We start from the raw sequence: 15,802 nt of genomic DNA, 5'->3' as shown, positions 1-15,802 counted from the left end.
TCCTAGTAATGCACACGCCGCTCGATGAAGCGGAACTGGATGATGGTCAGAAGGCCGACCACGACCATCAGAATGACCGACTGGGCGGCGGATGAACCAAGGTCCTGGCCCACGAAACCGTCGGAGAAGACCTTGTAGACGAGGATGGTGGTTGAGCGGCCGGGCCCGCCGGCGGTCATTGTGTGAATGACGCCGAAGGTCTCGAAGAAGGCGTACACGATGTTCACCACCAGCAGGAAGAAGGTGGTGGGCGAAAGCAGCGGAAAGATGATGGTGCGGAAACGATGCCAGCGGCCTGCTCCGTCGATGGCAGCTGCCTCGATCAGGCTTTTGGGGATCGCCTGAAGACCGGCGAGAAAGAACAGGAAATTGTAGCTGATCTGCTTCCAGGCCGCCGCCGCGATCACCAGCGTCATCGCCTGCGTGCTGTCCAGAACCGGGTTCCAGTTCACCCCCAGCGCCTTCATGTAGAAGGCGAGCACGCCGATGGAAGGCTGGAACATGAAGAGCCACATCACGCCCGCAACGGCCGGAGCCACTGCGTAGGGCCAGATCAACAAGGTTTTGTAGACCCCCGCCCCCTTGATGACCTGATCGGCCAGGACGGCAAAGAAGAGCGCTACCGTCATCGACACCAGGGTCACGAAGAAGGTGAAAACCGCCGTTGTCACGAAAGCCTGCAGATAATAGCGGTCGTTGAACAGATATTCGAAATTGGAGAACCAGACGAAACGCGCGCCGAGCCCGAACGGGTCGGGCAGGAGCAGCGACTGGTAGAGTGCCTGCCCCGCCGGCCAGAAAAAGAAGACGATCGTTACCAGCAGCTGAGGCGCCAGAAGCAGGTAGGGCAGCAGCCGGTTGTCGAAGGTTACGCGTTTTTCCATGGCGTTCTCTGGAGGGAATGCGGCGGCCGGGCCGCCGCATTCCTTCTTTCACTGGAGCATTTTGCAATCAGATGAACTGTGCACCCGGAAGGATGCACAGCGTTCTATCTATCGGGCAGACTGTTCGAAACGGCGCAGAAGATCGTTGCCACGCGATACCGCTTCGTCGAGCGCGGTCTTGGCGTCCTTCTGGCCCTGCCAGACGGCTTCCAGTTCCTCATCGATCACAGTGCGGATTTGGTCGAAATTGCCGAGCCGGATACCCTTCGAGTTGGCCGTGGGGGCCTTGCCGGTCATCTGCAGGATGGCCACGTCCGTGCCGGGGTTCTTGTCATAGAAGCCCTGCTGTTTGGTCAGATCGTAGGCAGACAGCGTGATCGGCAGGTAGCCCGTGTCCTGGTGCCACTGGGCCTGAACCTCGGCGCTCGAGAGATAGGTCAGGAACTTGGCGACACCGGCATATTCGGGAGCATCATGGCCCGACATCACCCACAGCGAAGCGCCGCCGATGATCGTGTTGAACGGCGCGTCTTCCTGGTCCGGCCAGTAAGGCAGGTTGGTGACGGCGAAGTCGAACTGGGCTTCAGCCTTCACGCCCGCATAGCCGGCGGAGGATTCGGTGAACATCGCGCATTCGCCCGAACGGAAGCGCGCGCCGCCCTCGTTGCGGCGACCGGAATAGCTGAACAGGCCGTCCTTGACCCATTCGGCAAGCTTGGAAATGTGCTTGACCTGCAGGTCGCCGTTGAAGACGAGTTCCGTATCGATGCCTTCGAAGCCGTTCGATTTCGTGGCGAACGGCTTGTTGTGATAGGCGCTGAGATTTTCCAGGTGGATCCACGACTGCCAGGCGGTCGTGAGCGGGCAGGCATTGCCCGATTCCTTCAGCTTGACGAGGATTTCCTCAACCTCGGGCCAGGTGGCCGGCTTGGTTTCCGGATCAATGCCGGCTGCTTTCAGAGCATCCTTGTTGATATAGAGAACAGGCGTCGAGGAATTGTAGGGCAGCGAAAGCATCTGGCCTTCAGCCGTGGTGTAGTAACCGGCCACCGGCGCCAGATAGGCGCTGGGATCGAAGGGCTCCTTCGATTCTTCCATCACTTCGTAGACCGGCTTGATGGCGCCCTTGGCGGCCATCATCGTCGCGGTGCCCACTTCGAAGACCTGGAGGATGTGGGGTTGCTCGCCGGCGCGGAAGGCAGCGATGCCTGCATTCAGGGCCTCGGAATAATTGCCTTTGTAGTTGCCGATGACCGTGTAGTCGCTCTGGCTGGCGTTGAAATCGCTGATCTGCTTGTCGACCAGCTCACCCAGCCTGCCGGTCATGGCATGCCAGAATTGAATCTCCGTCTGCGCCTGTGCGGCGCCGACCATTGCCGTCAGCGCCGTGGCTGCGGAAATCAGTGCGCGAAAGTACATAGCCGTTCTCCCTGAATAGCGTGTCGCCGGGTTGAGACCGATCTCTATTGGTCACGCAATGTAACGAGCGGATGACACCATCTAGGGAATATATTGTCCACCCTTTTCCGAGCGGGTTTCTATATATGCGCTTGGCCTGACAAGCAGGCTCGGAATATAGATTTGTCGCATGACAGTTATAGTTGTGTGACCAAGCGATGATGGAACTTCCAGCGCGTGCTGCAGCTGCCGCGATTACACTTTTTGCGCGATTCATCACTGCGGTCCGCGCGGACTGGCGCGGTGTGGAACCCGTGCCCCGCCAGCGAATCTATTTTGCGAACCATGTCAGCCATGGCGATTTCATTTTATTATGGAGCGTGCTGCCGCCCAATTTGCGCCGCCAGACGCGGCCTGTTGCGGGTGCCGACTACTGGCTGAAATCTCCGCTTCGCCGTTTCATCGGCCGCGACGTCTTCAATGCCGTGCTGATCGACCGCGACCGCGCCAGCCGCAAAGACGATCCCGTGGCCCAAATGGTCGAGGCACTGGATGGAGGCGCCTCGCTCATCGTGTTTCCTGAGGGCACGCGCAATGAGACCGATGCTCCGCTTCTTCCTTTCAAGAGCGGGATTTATCATCTGGCGCGAGCACGACCGGAAATCGACCTTGTTCCGGTCTGGATCGACAATCTGAACCGTGTCATGCCCAAGGGCGAGTTCGTGCCGATCCCCCTTATCTGCACGGTTGCCTTCGGTGCGCCGATGCATGTGAGCGATGGCGAAGAAAAAACGGATTTTCTCGCCCGTGCCGAGCAGGCCTTGCGTGCACTGTCGAATGACGAAGAAGACAACGCTGAAAGCCTGGCGGAGAGCCGGGCTGAAAACCAGGAACAGCGCACATGATGGCCCCGCATGCCGACCTGTTGAAACTGTTTGCCGGACTGGCCGCCGTCTTGCTGATCGCCTCGCTTGCCGGTCATTTTTTGGCCCGGCGTTACTCGCCGGACGGCTCCAATGCGGTGATCGAAAACCTCAATGCGCGGGTCAACGCCTGGTGGGTGATGATCATTTTCATGGGAGGCGCGCTTCTCTTCGGTCGAACAGGCATCATCCTGTTGTTCGGCTTCGCCTCCTTCGCGGCTCTGCGCGAATTCGTGACGCTCACCGACACGCGCCGCGGCGACCATTGGGCGCTGGCGGCGAGCTTTTTCCTCATTCTGCCGCTGCAATATTATCTGGTCTTCATCGACTGGTACGGGCTCTATTCGATCTTCATTCCGGTCTATGCGTTCCTGCTTCTGCCCATCGTTGCCGCGCTGCGGGGCGATACGGATCGTTTTCTGGTTCGGGTCGCGGAGGTGCAATGGGCGCTGATGATCTGCGTGTTCTGCGTGTCGCATGTGCCGGCCCTGCTGACCTTGCAGATTCCCGGTTATGAGGGCCGCAACCTGCTTCTCATCGCCTTTCTTGTCGTGGTCGTGCAGTCGAGCGACGTCCTGCAATATGTCTGGGGCAAGCTTGCCGGCCGCACCAAGATCGCTCCGCGCCTTTCGCCTTCCAAGACGGTCGAGGGGTTTGCCGGTGGAGCGCTCAGCGCAACGCTGGTGGGTGCCGGCCTGTTCTGGATGACGCCGTTCACGCCCTGGCAGGCAGGTGCGCTTTCCTTTGTGATCGTGCTCATGGGGTTCTTCGGCGGCCTCGTCATGTCGGCCATCAAGCGCGACCGCGGCGTGAAGGACTGGGGGCATCTGATCGCGGGGCATGGCGGCTTCATCGACCGGCTCGATTCGGTCATCTTTTCCGCGCCGATCTTCTTTCATCTCGTGCGCTACTGGTGGTCGCTCACATGAGCGTCGCTTTCTCGCGGATTGCCCGCAGCAGCGCTGTCCACATGGGCGTCGCATTTCTGGCCATGGGAGGCTGGGCCTTTTTCGCCAATCGCGGCCACCCCATGCCTCGCCCGCTTCTGGCGGGGGTGGTGCAAGGGCTGCTTTCCGCATGCATCACGCTTTTCCTGAAGCGCGTGCTTGAATGGCTGTCGCTGCGGCTTCCGGGCCTTGCGGGACTGTTCCTGCCGCCGGCAATTGCGTTTCTCGTGTCGGTCGTCCTGCTTTCCACGATCCACCGGCTTGCCGGCACGCCCGAGATACTCGCCACAATCGTCGTGCCGCTGACGGTTGCGACCTCTTATGCCGCAATCTACACCTACACGCTTTGGAGAGCCCGCCCATGAGCGACGCTGAAAACCGCCGCCCGCTTGCCAGCCGGGATACCGGCTGGGCACAGGGAGTTGCCCGGCGGATCGCGAAGACATCCGTCACGCCGAACCAGATTTCCATGTTCAGCATGGTGTTCGCCGCACTCGCCGGAGCTTCCTTCTTCCTTGCCGGGAGTGCTGAAGGCGGCGGGCGGATCGCGGCCCTTCTTGCAGGGGGCCTTTGCACGCAGGCGCGGCTCCTGTGCAACCTCTTCGACGGCATGGTCGCGATCGAAGCCGGCAAGAAGGAGCCCGATGGAGCCTTCTGGAACGAATTTCCCGACCGCGTCGCCGATATGCTGATTCTCGTCGGCCTGGGATATGGCGTCGTGGAGCCGGCGCTGGGCTGGGCCGCAGCGGGTTTTGCCGTTCTGACGGCCTATGTGCGCGAGCTTGGCCGGGCTTGCGGTCAGCCCGCCGATTTTTCAGGTCCCATGGCAAAGCCCCATCGCATGGCGGCGGTCACGATTGCCGCCGCCCTCACCCTGTTCGAGCGATTGTGGAATGGCCACAATGAAGTGCTGACGGCGGCCTTGTGGGTCATCGCCATCGGCGCGGCCGTCACCGCGCTCAGGCGCTCGTGGCGCTTGGTGGCGCGGTTGCGGGGATAGACCCCTTTAGAGCATTTTGCAGTCAGGTGGAATCACCTTCTGCATAAATGCGGAAAAACAACATAAATGCGGAAAAACAACGAGATAGAGCGGTTCAGGGTTTCCATGAAACGATGAACCGCTCTAGGCAGCTTCCTTGGCCAGCGCTTCGCGGCAGGCTGTGAGGAAGATTTCGGCATTGTTGGCAAGTGAAGGGCCGAGATAGCCGCCCTCCTGGATCAACGCGGTGGGCAGCCCCAGCCCCACGATCCCGCGCGCCATGGCGGCAAAGCCGTCGCCAGTCAGTTTCACTTCCGACAAGGGGTCGTCGGCAGCCATGTCGAACCCGAGCGATATCACGATGGCCTCGGCGCCAAACGCGCGGATCGCCGCAAGGCCCTCCTGGAAGCGGCCAAGGATCGTCTCGGTGTCCGAACCCGGTTTCAGGCACAGATTCAGGGTCGCCCCTTCCCCCTCGCCTTCACCGCGCTCGTCGGGATAGCCGAGATAGTAGGTCGGATAGAGGTCCGGGTCGGTATGCAGCGAGCACACGAAAACGTCGCTGCGCTCATAGAAGATATCGAGCGTGCCGTTGCCCGTATGGGTATCGATGTCGAGTACGGCGACCTTGCCGAAACGCCCGCGCAGGCTCTGGGCGGCGATTGCGGCGTTGTTGAAGGCGCAGAAGCCGTTCGAGGCATTGGACAGGGCATGATGGCCGGGCGGCCGGCACAAGCCATAGACCATGCGGCTGCCGGCCTTCACCCGCTCGGCGGTTTCAAGTGCGGTCTGGGCCGACCAGTAGATCGCCTGCCAGGTTCCCTCGGTTATCGGAAAGGACGTGTCGGTCGTCCACCAGCCAAGCTGGCCGAAGATGGTGGAGGATGGGCGCCCACGTCGCGGACCGGGATGGCAATTGGGCACCATTGCCTGGCCCGGCGCTTCCTTCTGCCAGCGCTCATAGGCGTCCTTCCAGAAATCAACATAATCGGGATCGTGCACGGCCTTGATCGGCGCATCGCCGAAATCGCGGGGTTTTTCGACCGGAAAGGCATTGCGCACCAGCATGTCGCGGATGAGGATCGCGCGTTCTGCCTGTTCTGGATGGGGGATGTTCACGCCGCGCCGGAAATAATGTTCCGGGGCGTGCAGAAGCTGGCGTTCATCGAAAATCGCTTTGATGCTCATGCGTCAATATCCTTTGGCCTTGTCCACGGCGGTCTCGGGCGCCTTGCCGGCGGCAATGGCTGAGGCCGCGCGCATAACCTGCTCCGCCATCAGTTCGCTGGAGCTGTCGCTCGCCTGATGGGGGGTGATGAAGATGCGTTCGTCTGCCCAGAATGGATGTTCGGGGGGGAGCGGCTCGACCGCGAACACGTCGAGAGACGCGCTGGCGATCCGCCCGCTGTCGAGGGCGGCTGCGAAATCTGCCTCGATCATGTGTTCGCCGCGGCCAAGCTGGATGAGCGAGGCCCCATGCGGCATCTTCTGAAAGAACTCCGCGTTGAGGATGCCGCGCGTGGCGGGCGTCAGCGGAAGCACGTTGATGAGAATGCGCGCTGCCGCGGCAACGCGTTCGATGGCGCCCTCGCCCGCTTCGAAACGCACGCCTGGCGGTGGTGGCGTGTCGGGCTCGTTGCGCACGGCCGCCACCACGGGAAAGCCCATTGCGGTGACGGCGCGGGCGATGGCCCGGCCCATGATGCCATATCCCAGAACACCCACGGTGCAGCGGCCAGGCGGCAGGAAGGCGCGGGTCCACTGGCGCGACCATTCGTGTTTTGCCTCGTGCACGATGTGGTGCCGCATGTTGCGGTGATGCCAGATCACGTGCCATGCGGCAAAGCCTGCCATCAGATCGCCCTGGCTTTCATCGCGCACGCGGGTGACATAGGCCTCCGGTGGGAGGCTCGGGCAATTGATGATGCTGTCGACGCCGGCAGCGATGGAGCTTGCCAGCTTGAGATTGGGATAAGGCGCGAAGGCCTGCGGCGCCGGGTTCCAGCACAGCGCGAAGCTTATGGCGGAAGGATCCTCGATCTCCTCGGGCCGGCGCAGGCGTATCGTTTGCGCGTGGGCGGAAAAAGCTGGCGAGAATAGCTTTTCGAGGTCAAGCGTGGTGCTCAGATAGACACCCTCGATCCGCGCCTGTTCAGTCATCTGCGTTCTCCGGCTCTATTGCCTCCACACCGCACCATTGCGCGATGAAGAGCGCGATCGCGCCTGTCACCCGCTTGAGCGAGGACAGGCTCACGCGCTCATCGAAGCCGTGGATGTTCTCGGTGATGGGGCCATAGACCAGGCAGGGCATGCCTGCATAGATGACGAAGACGCGCGCATCGAGATAGCCGGGCGTGACGAAGGCTTCCAGTTCGCTTGATGTCGCCTTGCGGTGGGCTTCGGCAAGCGCCTTTTCCGCATCGCTCCCCTCCTCAAGCACATAGCCGCGCGCGAAGAAGCCGTTCCAGATAATCTCCGGCAGGCGATTGCCGAGAAATGCATCGTCCGCGAGCTCGCGCGCCAGATGCGCCTCGATCTGTGCGGCCCGATCCTTCGGGTCATCGCCGGGATAAATCGCTATGCGACAGGAAAGCTTGCACCAGGCCGGCACGCTGGATGCCCAGTCCCCGCCTTCGATCTTGCCGACATTGAAGTTGATCGGATGATCGAGGTCCTCGAAATAGGGGTAGTTCGCCTTCTCGGCGTTCCAGTTCTCCGTCATGCGCTTCAGGCTTTCGATGACGCGGAAACTCGCCTCGATGGCGTTGGCGCCTGTACCGGCCTCGCGCACATGGACCGGATGGCCGGAGACCGTCACCTCAAACCACAGGACGCCGCAATTGGCGCGCACCAGCTTTTCGTCCTCAGGTTCGGGAATGATAGCGGCATCCGCCGTGTAGCCCTCCACGAGGCAGGCAAGCGCGCCATTGCCGGTGCACTCTTCTTCCACCACGCTTTGGACATGCACCCTTGCCGCCGGTTGCAGGCCGATGCGGCGCAAAGCATCGAGCGCGAAGATATTGGCCGCGATGCCCGCCTTCATGTCGCCGCCGCCGCGACCATAAAGCCAGTCGCCGACACGCCTGGGTTCATAGGGTGGCGACACCTCCCACATGTCGTGCGGCCCCTCCGGCACCACGTCCATATGGCCGTTAAGAATCAGCGAACGGCCGGTTGCCTTTCGTGGCTCATGGGTGGCTATAACGTTGACCGCATCGGAGTAATCCACCGCGACCGGCGAGAAACCGAGGTGATCCTTGATCTTGTCCTCATCGATGTGGAAGGTTTCCACGGCATAGCCGCGCTGTTCCAGCGCCTTGTGCACGAATTCCTGCGCAGGCTTTTCCTTGCCGCGCAGGGAAGGAAAGCGGATCAGGTCTTCGGTGAAGACGATCTGTTCTTCGAAACCGTCCTCGACGGCGGCGAGTATTTTCTCTATGAGTTGTTCGTCCACGTCTGTCGTTCCTGCGGGCTGGTGGGGTGAAGGGATTTCCGGGCGTCGTCGCGCATCATCCCGTCCTCGTCCTTCGACAAGCTCAGGATAAGGGCTGGCGACGGGTTCAGGATGAGAGCCGGTGCTGCTGGTGCGCTTTCAACCATCGGTGCCGCCACGACGGGCGTCTCCATGCCTTTTCCCTCATCCCGAGTTTGTCGAAGGGCGCGGGAAAAGGCACACACGGCATTGCCGGAACGAAACGCTGCGCTCATCGGTCATCCGGCCGCAGCCAGCTCCTTCTCGCGGCCGGGAATGGCCTCGATCAGCGTACGGGTATAGGCGTTCTGCGGATTGTCGAAGATCGCATGCGCCGGCCCCATCTCCACGATCTTGCCTTTCTGCATGACCGCAATGCGGTCGCATATCTGCGCGGCGACGCGAAGATCATGGGTGATGAAGATAAGCGCCAGGTTCAGCCGCTCCTTGAGATCGGCAAGAAGATCGAGAACCTGCGCCTGGATCGACACGTCGAGCGCCGAAACAGCCTCGTCTGCGATGATGACGCGCGGCTCAAGCGCAAGAGCACGCGCGATGCCGATGCGTTGCCGCTGGCCACCGGAAAACTCGTGCGGATAGCGCTCGATGGCAAGGGCATCGAGATCGACCAGTTCCAGAAGCTTCACGGCGCGCGAATAGGCTTCCGTCTTCGACACGCCGTGCGCCATCGGGCCTTCGGCGATGATCTGTCCGACCTTGCTGCGCGGGTTGAGCGAGGCATAGGGGTCTTGGAAGATCATCTGGATCGATTTGCGCGCCTCGCGCAGCGCGCTGCCGGTCAAGGTCGCCATATCCTGCCCGGCGAGTTTCACCGTACCGGAATCGGGGTCCATCAGCCGCACCAGGCAGCGCCCGACGCTAGACTTGCCCGAACCGCTTTCCCCCACGATGCCCAGCGTTTCGCCCTCGCGCAGCGTCAGGTTGACCTCATTGACCGCATGCACCACCCGGGCGTTGGAAAAGAACATCCCGCCGCCCGTGACATAGGTCTTGTTCAACCCCTCCACTTCGAGAATGGGCGCCTTGTCGGCGGGCACTTCGCTCGGCTCTGCGGCGAGCTTGGGGATCGCCGCGATGAGCTTCTGCGTATAGGGATGCTGTGGGTTGTCGAGCACCTCGTCGGCCGTGCCGCTTTCGACGATCTTGCCATATTGCATCACCGCGACCCGGTCGGCGATCTCCGCCACCACGCCGAAATCATGGGTGATGAACATCACCGCCATGCCGTGCGTTTCTTGCAGGTTGCGGATGAGTTCGAGGATCTGTGCCTGCGTCGTCACGTCGAGCGCTGTGGTGGGTTCGTCGGCGATCAGGATTTTCGGCTCCAGCGCGAGCGCCATGGCGATCATGACGCGTTGGCGCTGACCGCCCGAGAGCTGGAAGGGATAGGCCCGCGCCGCCTTCGATGGATCGGGAATACCCACCTCCGTCAAAAGCTCGACAGCGCGCCGCTTGCGCTCGCGCGGGGTAAGCAGATTGTGGGCCTCGAAGACCTCGGCAATCTGGTCCTCCACCCGCATCAACGGGTTGAGAGCCGACATGGGCTCCTGGAAGATCATCGCGATCTTGCGCCCGCGCAGATCGATCATCTCGCTGTCGGAAAGCTTCAGGACATCCTTGCCTTCGAAGACGATCTCGCCGCCCACCGGCCGCACGAGCTCGGGCAGGAGCCCCATCGTGGCGTTGGCCGACATGGATTTTCCCGACCCGCTCTCCCCCACGATACAGAGGATTTCACCTGCGTTGAGATCGTAGCTGACGCCGTCGACGGCGAAGTCGCGGTCAGCACCTTCCGGCAAGGCGATTTTCAGGTCGCGGATTTGCAGAACCGGTTCCGTCACAGAATCCATCATGGCGCCCTCCTATTTGCCGCGGCGCGCAAGGCGCGGATTGAGTGCATCGTTCAGCCCTTCGCCGATCAGGTTGAGCGCCAGAACGGTCAAGAGGATCGCGACGCCGGGGAAGAAGGACAGCCACCACGCCTGCCGGATCACGGTGCGGGCCGCGCCGATCATATAGCCCCAGGACATCATGTTGGGATCGCCGAGCCCGAGGAAGGAAAGCGAGGATTCCAGAAGGATGGCGGTCGCCACCATGAGGGAGGCCAGAACGATGATCGGCGACAGCGTGTTGGGCAGGACCTGGCGCAGAATGATTGTCAGGTTGGTCTGGCCTGAGAGGATCGCCGCCTCCACATATTCGCGCGAGCGCAGCGACATCACCTCGCCGCGCACCAGGCGGGCCACCGGCGGCCAGCTCACGATGGCGATGGCGGCGATGATCGACTGGATGGACGGTTCGAAGATCGCCACCAGAACGATGGCGAGCGCGAAGCTGGGCACGGTCTGGAAGAACTCGGTGAAACGCATCAGCGCATCGTCCACCCAGCCGCCGAAATAACCGGCGAGCGCTCCGATGGGAATGCCGATGAGAAGGGCCGCGACCGTCGAAACGAGGCCGACGAGCAGCGAAACCTGGGCGCCATAGGCAAGGCCTGAGATGACATTGCGCCCGAGTGCATCGGTGCCGAGCGGGTATTGCTCCATGGCGAGGGGCGGCAGGAACGGTCGCTGCACCATACGCCAGGGCGATTGCGGAAAGAGCAAGGGAGCCAGAACCGCCACGAGAACGACGATTGCAAGAATGATGATGCCGATGACGGCGCCGCGATTGCGGGAGAAGCGTTTCCAGAAGTCAGCCATCACGCCACCCGTATCCTGGGATCGACAAATCGGTAGAGAATGTCGGTGATGAGATTGAAGAGCAGCACCATGGCCGCCGAGACGAAGAACACGCCGAGCAAGAGATTGTAGTCCCGCTGAGCCAGCGCCTCGAACATCAGGCGCCCGATGCCGGGCCAGGCGAACACCGTCTCGGTGAGCACCGCGCCGCCGACGAGCTGCCCTGCCTGCAAACCGGCCAGCGTGACCACAGGCAGCATGGCGTTGCGGAAGATATGCCGGCGCTGAATGATGGAGGATTTCAGCCCCTTCGCACGCGCCGTCTTCACGAAATCGAGCTGGCTGACTTCCAGCATGGAGGCGCGCGTCATGCGCATATAGACCGCCATGAAGAAGAGCCCCAGCGTCGTTGCCGGAAGGATCAGGTGGCGTCCGATATCGAGCGCGCGCGCCAGCCCCGTATAATTGGCGCCGACCGTCTCATAGCCGAAACCGGGCAGCCAGTTGAAATAGACGGAGAACAGGAGCACCGCCATCAGCGCTGCCCAGTAAAGGGGCGTGGCGTAGAAGAGGAGCGCCAGCGAGGAGATCGCCGTGTCCGACCACTTGCCGACCCGCGCCGAGGCGAGGACGCCCGCCATCGTTCCCAGAAGAAGCGATATCACGAAGGCCGTCATCGTAAGCAGTAGCGTGGCGGGCAGCCGGTCCAGAATGAGTTGGGAGACCGGCATCTGCTGGCGATAGGAGAATCCCAGGTCGAATTGCAGCACGCCCTTCAGATAGATGCCGAGCTGGACGAGAAGAGGTTTGTCGAGGCCGAATTGCTCGCGCAGCTGCGCGATGAACTTGGCGTCGGCAGCCCCTGCCTCCCCCGCCATCACCGCTGCGGGATCGCCGGGAGCAGCGTGAATCAGGAAGAAATTGAGCGTCATGATCGCGATCAGGATGATCGCCGCCTTGCCCAGGCGCATGAGAATGAAGCGTAGCATTGGGCCCCTGCTCTGACCTCATGGTTGGTTCGGCCTCCATCCCCCGATGGGCCCCTCTTTCCGCGAGGAAAGAAGGAGGATGGCCGTAACGTCTATCTCTTTTCCCTCCAGCCGGTGGAGAGAGCAAGAATCGAAAGGCGTCCTCCACGGCCTGACCGTGGAGGACGCCCGTTGGCTCACTTTTCGATATAGGCGTTCTTGAAGCCGTCATTCACGCCGATGGCGGTCGTGACGAGGTCCTTCACATTGCAGCGATAGATGGTTGGGAAGCCAAGTTCGAGGAGCCAGGCAACCGGCACGTCATCCACCAGCTTCTGCTGGACTTCGGTGTAGAGCTTCTGCCGCTCTTCCGCTGTCACCGCGACCGCAGCCTTGTCGAAGAGGGCATCGACTTCCTTGTTGTCGTAGCCTTCCACATTGTTCCACTGCGAACCCTTGGCAATGTTCGTGGAGAGGTAGGTGCGGGCCACGCCAAGCGCGGGATCGCCATACTGGTAAAGATAGGTGAAGGCGATGTCGTAGTCCCACTCGGCGAGTTTCTGGTTCCAGCCCGCGACATCGGTGGAAACCAGTTCGACATTGATGCCGACTTCGTCGAGGTTCTGCTTCACGGCCTCGGCCCAGCGCTGCCAGGTTTCGCCGTAAGGCAGGGGCAGAAGCCGCACGGTCTCGCCCTTGTAGCCCATCTCGGCCAGAAGTGCCTTTGCCTTCTCCGGATCGTAGTCGTAATTCGTCACCTCATCGGAGAAGAAGCGGGTCGAGGAGGACACGGGACCCTTGGCCACCTTGCCGAGACCGTTCCACAGCGCATCCCGCGCGAAATTGCGGTCCATCGCATACATCACAGCCTGGCGGAAACGCTTGTCGGCGGTTGGACCTTCGCGATTGTTCAGCCACATCCAGGAAAGTGGGCCGAAATATTCCCAGCCCTTGTCGGTGATGCAGGTGTTTTCCATCTCCGAGACGCGTTGCACGTCGAAATTCTCGATGGAACCGCCCGGCAGGATGTCGACGACGCCGGTCTCATAAGCCACGGCGCGCGATGCGGCATCGGGAATGATGTGCCAGTAGATTTCGTCGAGATAGGGCTTGCCTTCCTCGTAATAGTCCTCGTTCTTGGTCAGGAGAATGTGGGAACCCTTGACCCATTCCTTGAACTTGAAAGGCCCGGTACCAATGGGCGTGTTGTTGGCCGGATTGCTCTTGTATTCCGTGCCTTCATAGATGTGCTTCGGAACCATCGGCATCGTGCCGGCCTCGAAAATACCGAGGAAAGGCCCGAAAGGCTCCTTCAGTTTGAAGATGACGGTGGTGTCGTCCGGTGCGGTGATGGATTCCACATGTTCGAGCGAGGTGCGCAGGCGCGCATGGGTTTCGCGCAGGAAGACATCCGCGGAGAAAACCACGTCGGCCGAGGTGAAGGGTTTGCCATCGTGCCACTTCACATTGTCATGCAGGTGGAATGTGTAAGTCAGGCCGTCTTCGGAAACGTCCCACGACTTGGCAAGCTGCGGCATGGGCTGCAGCTTCTGATCGTAACGCAGCAGGCCTTCATAGATCTGGCCGGCCACCATCTGGGTCGGACCGTTCTGCACCAGGCCCATCATCAGGCTCGGCGGTTCCGGCTGGATCACCACATTGGCCCGCCCGCCGGTTACCGGTTCGGCGTTTAGGGCCGTGGAAACCAGAAGGGCCGCGGCTAAGGTCGTCAGTCTTGTCAGCATGGCTTTCGTTCCCCTGTTTGCTGATGCTCGCGGGCCGTTCTCCTTGAACCCGCAGGACGTTGGCTTTGCTCTATCTCCGTTCACGTTACGAGATCGGGATAGTGCTTGATGGCAAGACGCTGGAAGGCGTCCCATTGAGGATCCGGCTTGTTTCCGGTGTGATGCGTATCCCAGCTCTCATATTGACGGGCCGTCTTCTCGGCGAGTTCGGTGCTGATCTTGTGCGGCGTACCGCCTGACGACATGATCGCCAGCTGCGCGCGACAGGTGCGCTCCATGTTGAACATCAGCGCGAAAGCCTCGCCCACCGTGCGGCCGCAGGTCAGAAGACCATGATTGCGCAGCACCATCACATTGCGCTCGCCAAGATCGGCGACGAGACGCTCGCGTTCTGCGAGGTCAAGGGCGATGCCCTCATAGTCGTGGAAGGCGATGCGGTTGTGAAACTGCAGCGACCACTGATTAAGAGGCAGAATGCCCTCTTCCATGGAAGAGATGGCGACGCCGGCCACAGTGTGGGTGTGAAGCACGCAGTGGACATCCGGCCGGGCCGCATGCACCGCGCTGTGGATCGTGAAACCCGCCTTGTTGATGCCTGCACCGTGGTTGTCGCGCAAAATGTCGCCGTTGATATCTACGGTGACCAGGCTGGATGCCGTCACCTCGTCAAAGCGCAGGCCGAACGGATTGATCAGGAAGGCATGCTCGCCTTCTGCTTCCGGCGCACGCGCCGAGATGTGAGTGAAGATGCTGTCGTCGAGATTGTAGTGGGCAATCAGCCGATAGGCGGCTGCGAGCTCGACGCGCTCGCGCGGCTGGCTGTCGTCACTGCTGGTTGCCAGCGAAGACTGGACGTTCATTGGGGTCCTCCTGCTTGCGCGATGCCTGGAGAAGCCCCTCCCCCGGCCCGCTTGTTGACGCTTCGCCGGCTCCCCTCAGAGCCGTGCAATTTTGTCACAGGCAAGCATACCGACGGCCAAGTGTCAATTGTCGACAATCGACATTATGGCTGTCATACTCCCGATGGCGCAGGCTGCGTGTTTGTGGCAAGGGAGCAAGAGGGAGCTCGGATTCTCAGGGGCTGTTGCGGTGAGTGTTTTCTCGGAAGTTTCATCAAACGATCTGGTCACGCAGATCGCTCGGCAGATCACCGAGGCGATTGTTGCGGGGCGTTTGAAACCCGGTGAACGGTTGACCGAATTGCAGTTGTCGCGAGAGTTTGGAACAAGCCGTGCGCCGGTGCGCGAGGCGGCCCGCCTTCTGGAAAGCCAGGGTCTTGTAACCTTCAGTCCCAGAAGGGGTTTTTTCGTCAGGACACTGGAAGCCAGCGACCTTCGGGACATCTACGAACTGCGTATCGGACTGGAGCTGCACGCTGCCAGCCTTGCCGTCGAGCGGGCGACCGACAAGGATATCGAACTGCTCGAAAGGCAGATGCGCCGGCTTTACGACATGGCCGATGCTGACTCCATCGAGGCCCAGATATTCGAGGATTTCGCCTTCCATCGCATGCTTTGCATGGCTAGCGGCAATGCGCGGTTGATTCGCGTCTATGACGAGATTGCCATGGAAATGCGGGCGGGAATCACCCTGATCGGCAAGCTGTACGACGATCCGCACCGTATGGCCGAAACCCACGAACCCATCATGTCTGCCTTGCGAGACCGTGATGGCGAGCGGTTGCGCGAGGCTTTGCGGTATCACATTGCCGTTGCACGCGACGCCGTTGTGGCCCTTTTCGAGGAAACAGGGGGCGTTATCTAGGGTCGAAACCCAATCAAACT

The 15,802-nt window shown here is 61.2% G+C and carries 16 protein-coding genes; 5 read left to right on the top strand and 11 right to left on the bottom strand.

Features of this window, described 5'->3' with window-relative positions:
• Window positions 1-2 precede the first annotated feature (2 nt).
• Window positions 3-884 carry a sn-glycerol-3-phosphate ABC transporter permease UgpA gene (gene ugpA / locus NA8A_RS06630; protein WP_009449880.1) on the bottom strand — a complete coding sequence of 294 codons (882 nt, stop codon included), beginning with the start codon at window positions 882-884 and terminating at the stop codon, window positions 3-5.
• A gap of 108 nt (window positions 885-992) precedes the next feature.
• Window positions 993-2,303, bottom strand: a complete 1,311-nt coding sequence (ugpB, locus tag NA8A_RS06625) for a sn-glycerol-3-phosphate ABC transporter substrate-binding protein UgpB (protein WP_009449879.1) — start codon at window positions 2,301-2,303, stop codon at window positions 993-995.
• Window positions 2,304-2,500: 197 nt separating this feature from the next.
• Here ugpB and NA8A_RS06620 point away from each other — a divergent pair, with 197 nt between their 5' ends.
• Genes NA8A_RS06620 through NA8A_RS06605 form a run of 4 tightly spaced genes read left to right on the top strand, consistent with a single transcriptional unit; the run spans window position 2,501 to window position 5,152 of the window.
• Window positions 2,501-3,187 (top strand): lysophospholipid acyltransferase family protein, encoded by a 687-nt coding sequence (locus tag NA8A_RS06620; RefSeq protein WP_009449878.1) that lies wholly within the window; start codon window positions 2,501-2,503, stop codon window positions 3,185-3,187.
• Window positions 3,184-4,134 carry a phosphatidate cytidylyltransferase gene (locus NA8A_RS06615; protein WP_009449877.1) on the top strand — a complete coding sequence of 317 codons (951 nt, stop codon included), beginning with the start codon at window positions 3,184-3,186 and terminating at the stop codon, window positions 4,132-4,134. Before NA8A_RS06620 ends, NA8A_RS06615 begins: the two co-directional genes overlap by 4 nt.
• Entirely contained in the window at window positions 4,131-4,517 is a 387-nt protein-coding gene (locus NA8A_RS06610; protein ID WP_009449876.1) for a hypothetical protein, read from the top strand. The genes NA8A_RS06615 and NA8A_RS06610 overlap by 4 nt, the downstream gene beginning before the upstream one ends.
• Window positions 4,514-5,152, top strand: coding sequence for a CDP-alcohol phosphatidyltransferase family protein (locus tag NA8A_RS06605; protein WP_009449875.1), 639 nt, complete (start codon window positions 4,514-4,516; stop codon window positions 5,150-5,152). The genes NA8A_RS06610 and NA8A_RS06605 overlap by 4 nt, the downstream gene beginning before the upstream one ends.
• A 123-nt stretch (window positions 5,153-5,275) precedes the next feature.
• Here the strand turns inward: NA8A_RS06605 and NA8A_RS06600 are convergent, their stop codons facing one another.
• The 9 genes from NA8A_RS06600 to NA8A_RS06560 all read right to left on the bottom strand — a co-directional run bounded on the left by NA8A_RS06600 (window position 5,276) and on the right by NA8A_RS06560 (window position 14,878).
• Window positions 5,276-6,319, bottom strand: coding sequence for a histone deacetylase family protein (locus NA8A_RS06600; RefSeq protein WP_009449874.1), 1,044 nt, complete (start codon window positions 6,317-6,319; stop codon window positions 5,276-5,278).
• 3 nt (window positions 6,320-6,322) lie between these two features.
• Window positions 6,323-7,291 carry an NAD(P)-dependent oxidoreductase gene (locus tag NA8A_RS06595; protein ID WP_009449873.1) on the bottom strand — a complete coding sequence of 323 codons (969 nt, stop codon included), beginning with the start codon at window positions 7,289-7,291 and terminating at the stop codon, window positions 6,323-6,325.
• Window positions 7,284-8,585 carry an ArgE/DapE family deacylase gene (locus tag NA8A_RS06590; protein WP_009449872.1) on the bottom strand — a complete coding sequence of 434 codons (1,302 nt, stop codon included), beginning with the start codon at window positions 8,583-8,585 and terminating at the stop codon, window positions 7,284-7,286. The genes NA8A_RS06595 and NA8A_RS06590 overlap by 8 nt, the downstream gene beginning before the upstream one ends.
• A complete protein-coding gene (locus NA8A_RS06585; RefSeq protein ID WP_009449871.1) occupies window positions 8,567-8,758 on the bottom strand; it encodes a hypothetical protein in 192 nt (63 codons plus the stop codon). Before NA8A_RS06585 ends, NA8A_RS06590 begins: the two co-directional genes overlap by 19 nt.
• Window positions 8,759-8,842: 84 nt before the next feature.
• Window positions 8,843-10,477, bottom strand: a complete 1,635-nt coding sequence (locus NA8A_RS06580; RefSeq protein WP_009449870.1) for an ABC transporter ATP-binding protein — start codon at window positions 10,475-10,477, stop codon at window positions 8,843-8,845.
• Between the two features lie 9 nt (window positions 10,478-10,486).
• Window positions 10,487-11,326, bottom strand: a complete 840-nt coding sequence (locus NA8A_RS06575; protein ID WP_009449869.1) for an ABC transporter permease — start codon at window positions 11,324-11,326, stop codon at window positions 10,487-10,489.
• Window positions 11,326-12,294 (bottom strand): ABC transporter permease, encoded by a 969-nt coding sequence (locus NA8A_RS06570; protein ID WP_009449868.1) that lies wholly within the window; start codon window positions 12,292-12,294, stop codon window positions 11,326-11,328. The genes NA8A_RS06575 and NA8A_RS06570 overlap by 1 nt, the downstream gene beginning before the upstream one ends.
• Before the next feature lie 176 nt (window positions 12,295-12,470).
• Complete coding sequence (locus NA8A_RS06565) at window positions 12,471-14,018, bottom strand: ABC transporter substrate-binding protein (RefSeq protein WP_009449867.1); 1,548 nt, start codon at window positions 14,016-14,018, stop codon at window positions 12,471-12,473.
• Window positions 14,019-14,098: 80 nt separating this feature from the next.
• Window positions 14,099-14,878, bottom strand: a complete 780-nt coding sequence (locus tag NA8A_RS06560) for a class II aldolase/adducin family protein (protein ID WP_009449866.1) — start codon at window positions 14,876-14,878, stop codon at window positions 14,099-14,101.
• Between the two features lie 229 nt (window positions 14,879-15,107).
• On the opposite strand from NA8A_RS06560, the gene NA8A_RS06555 reads away from it, so the two are divergent.
• A complete protein-coding gene (locus NA8A_RS06555; protein WP_009449865.1) occupies window positions 15,108-15,782 on the top strand; it encodes a GntR family transcriptional regulator in 675 nt (224 codons plus the stop codon).
• Window positions 15,783-15,802: the final 20 nt, after the last annotated feature.

It is taken from the genome of Nitratireductor indicus C115 (assembly GCF_000300515.1).
Lineage (GTDB): Bacteria > Pseudomonadota > Alphaproteobacteria > Rhizobiales > Rhizobiaceae > Nitratireductor > Nitratireductor indicus.
This window is presented reverse-complemented; position numbering and strand designations above follow the sequence as displayed.

Coding starts and splice junctions, on each gene's coding strand:
- ugpA (WP_009449880.1), bottom strand. CDS start 884: ATGGAAAAACGCGTAACCTTCGACAACCGGCTGCTGCCCTACCTGCTT.
- ugpB (WP_009449879.1), bottom strand. CDS start 2,303: ATGTACTTTCGCGCACTGATTTCCGCAGCCACGGCGCTGACGGCAATG.
- NA8A_RS06620 (WP_009449878.1), top strand. CDS start 2,501: ATGATGGAACTTCCAGCGCGTGCTGCAGCTGCCGCGATTACACTTTTT.
- NA8A_RS06615 (WP_009449877.1), top strand. CDS start 3,184: ATGATGGCCCCGCATGCCGACCTGTTGAAACTGTTTGCCGGACTGGCC.
- NA8A_RS06610 (WP_009449876.1), top strand. CDS start 4,131: ATGAGCGTCGCTTTCTCGCGGATTGCCCGCAGCAGCGCTGTCCACATG.
- NA8A_RS06605 (WP_009449875.1), top strand. CDS start 4,514: ATGAGCGACGCTGAAAACCGCCGCCCGCTTGCCAGCCGGGATACCGGC.
- NA8A_RS06600 (WP_009449874.1), bottom strand. CDS start 6,319: ATGAGCATCAAAGCGATTTTCGATGAACGCCAGCTTCTGCACGCCCCG.
- NA8A_RS06595 (WP_009449873.1), bottom strand. CDS start 7,291: ATGACTGAACAGGCGCGGATCGAGGGTGTCTATCTGAGCACCACGCTT.
- NA8A_RS06585 (WP_009449871.1), bottom strand. CDS start 8,758: ATGGAGACGCCCGTCGTGGCGGCACCGATGGTTGAAAGCGCACCAGCA.
- NA8A_RS06580 (WP_009449870.1), bottom strand. CDS start 10,477: ATGATGGATTCTGTGACGGAACCGGTTCTGCAAATCCGCGACCTGAAA.
- NA8A_RS06575 (WP_009449869.1), bottom strand. CDS start 11,326: ATGGCTGACTTCTGGAAACGCTTCTCCCGCAATCGCGGCGCCGTCATC.
- NA8A_RS06570 (WP_009449868.1), bottom strand. CDS start 12,294: ATGCTACGCTTCATTCTCATGCGCCTGGGCAAGGCGGCGATCATCCTG.
- NA8A_RS06565 (WP_009449867.1), bottom strand. CDS start 14,018: ATGCTGACAAGACTGACGACCTTAGCCGCGGCCCTTCTGGTTTCCACG.
- NA8A_RS06560 (WP_009449866.1), bottom strand. CDS start 14,878: ATGAACGTCCAGTCTTCGCTGGCAACCAGCAGTGACGACAGCCAGCCG.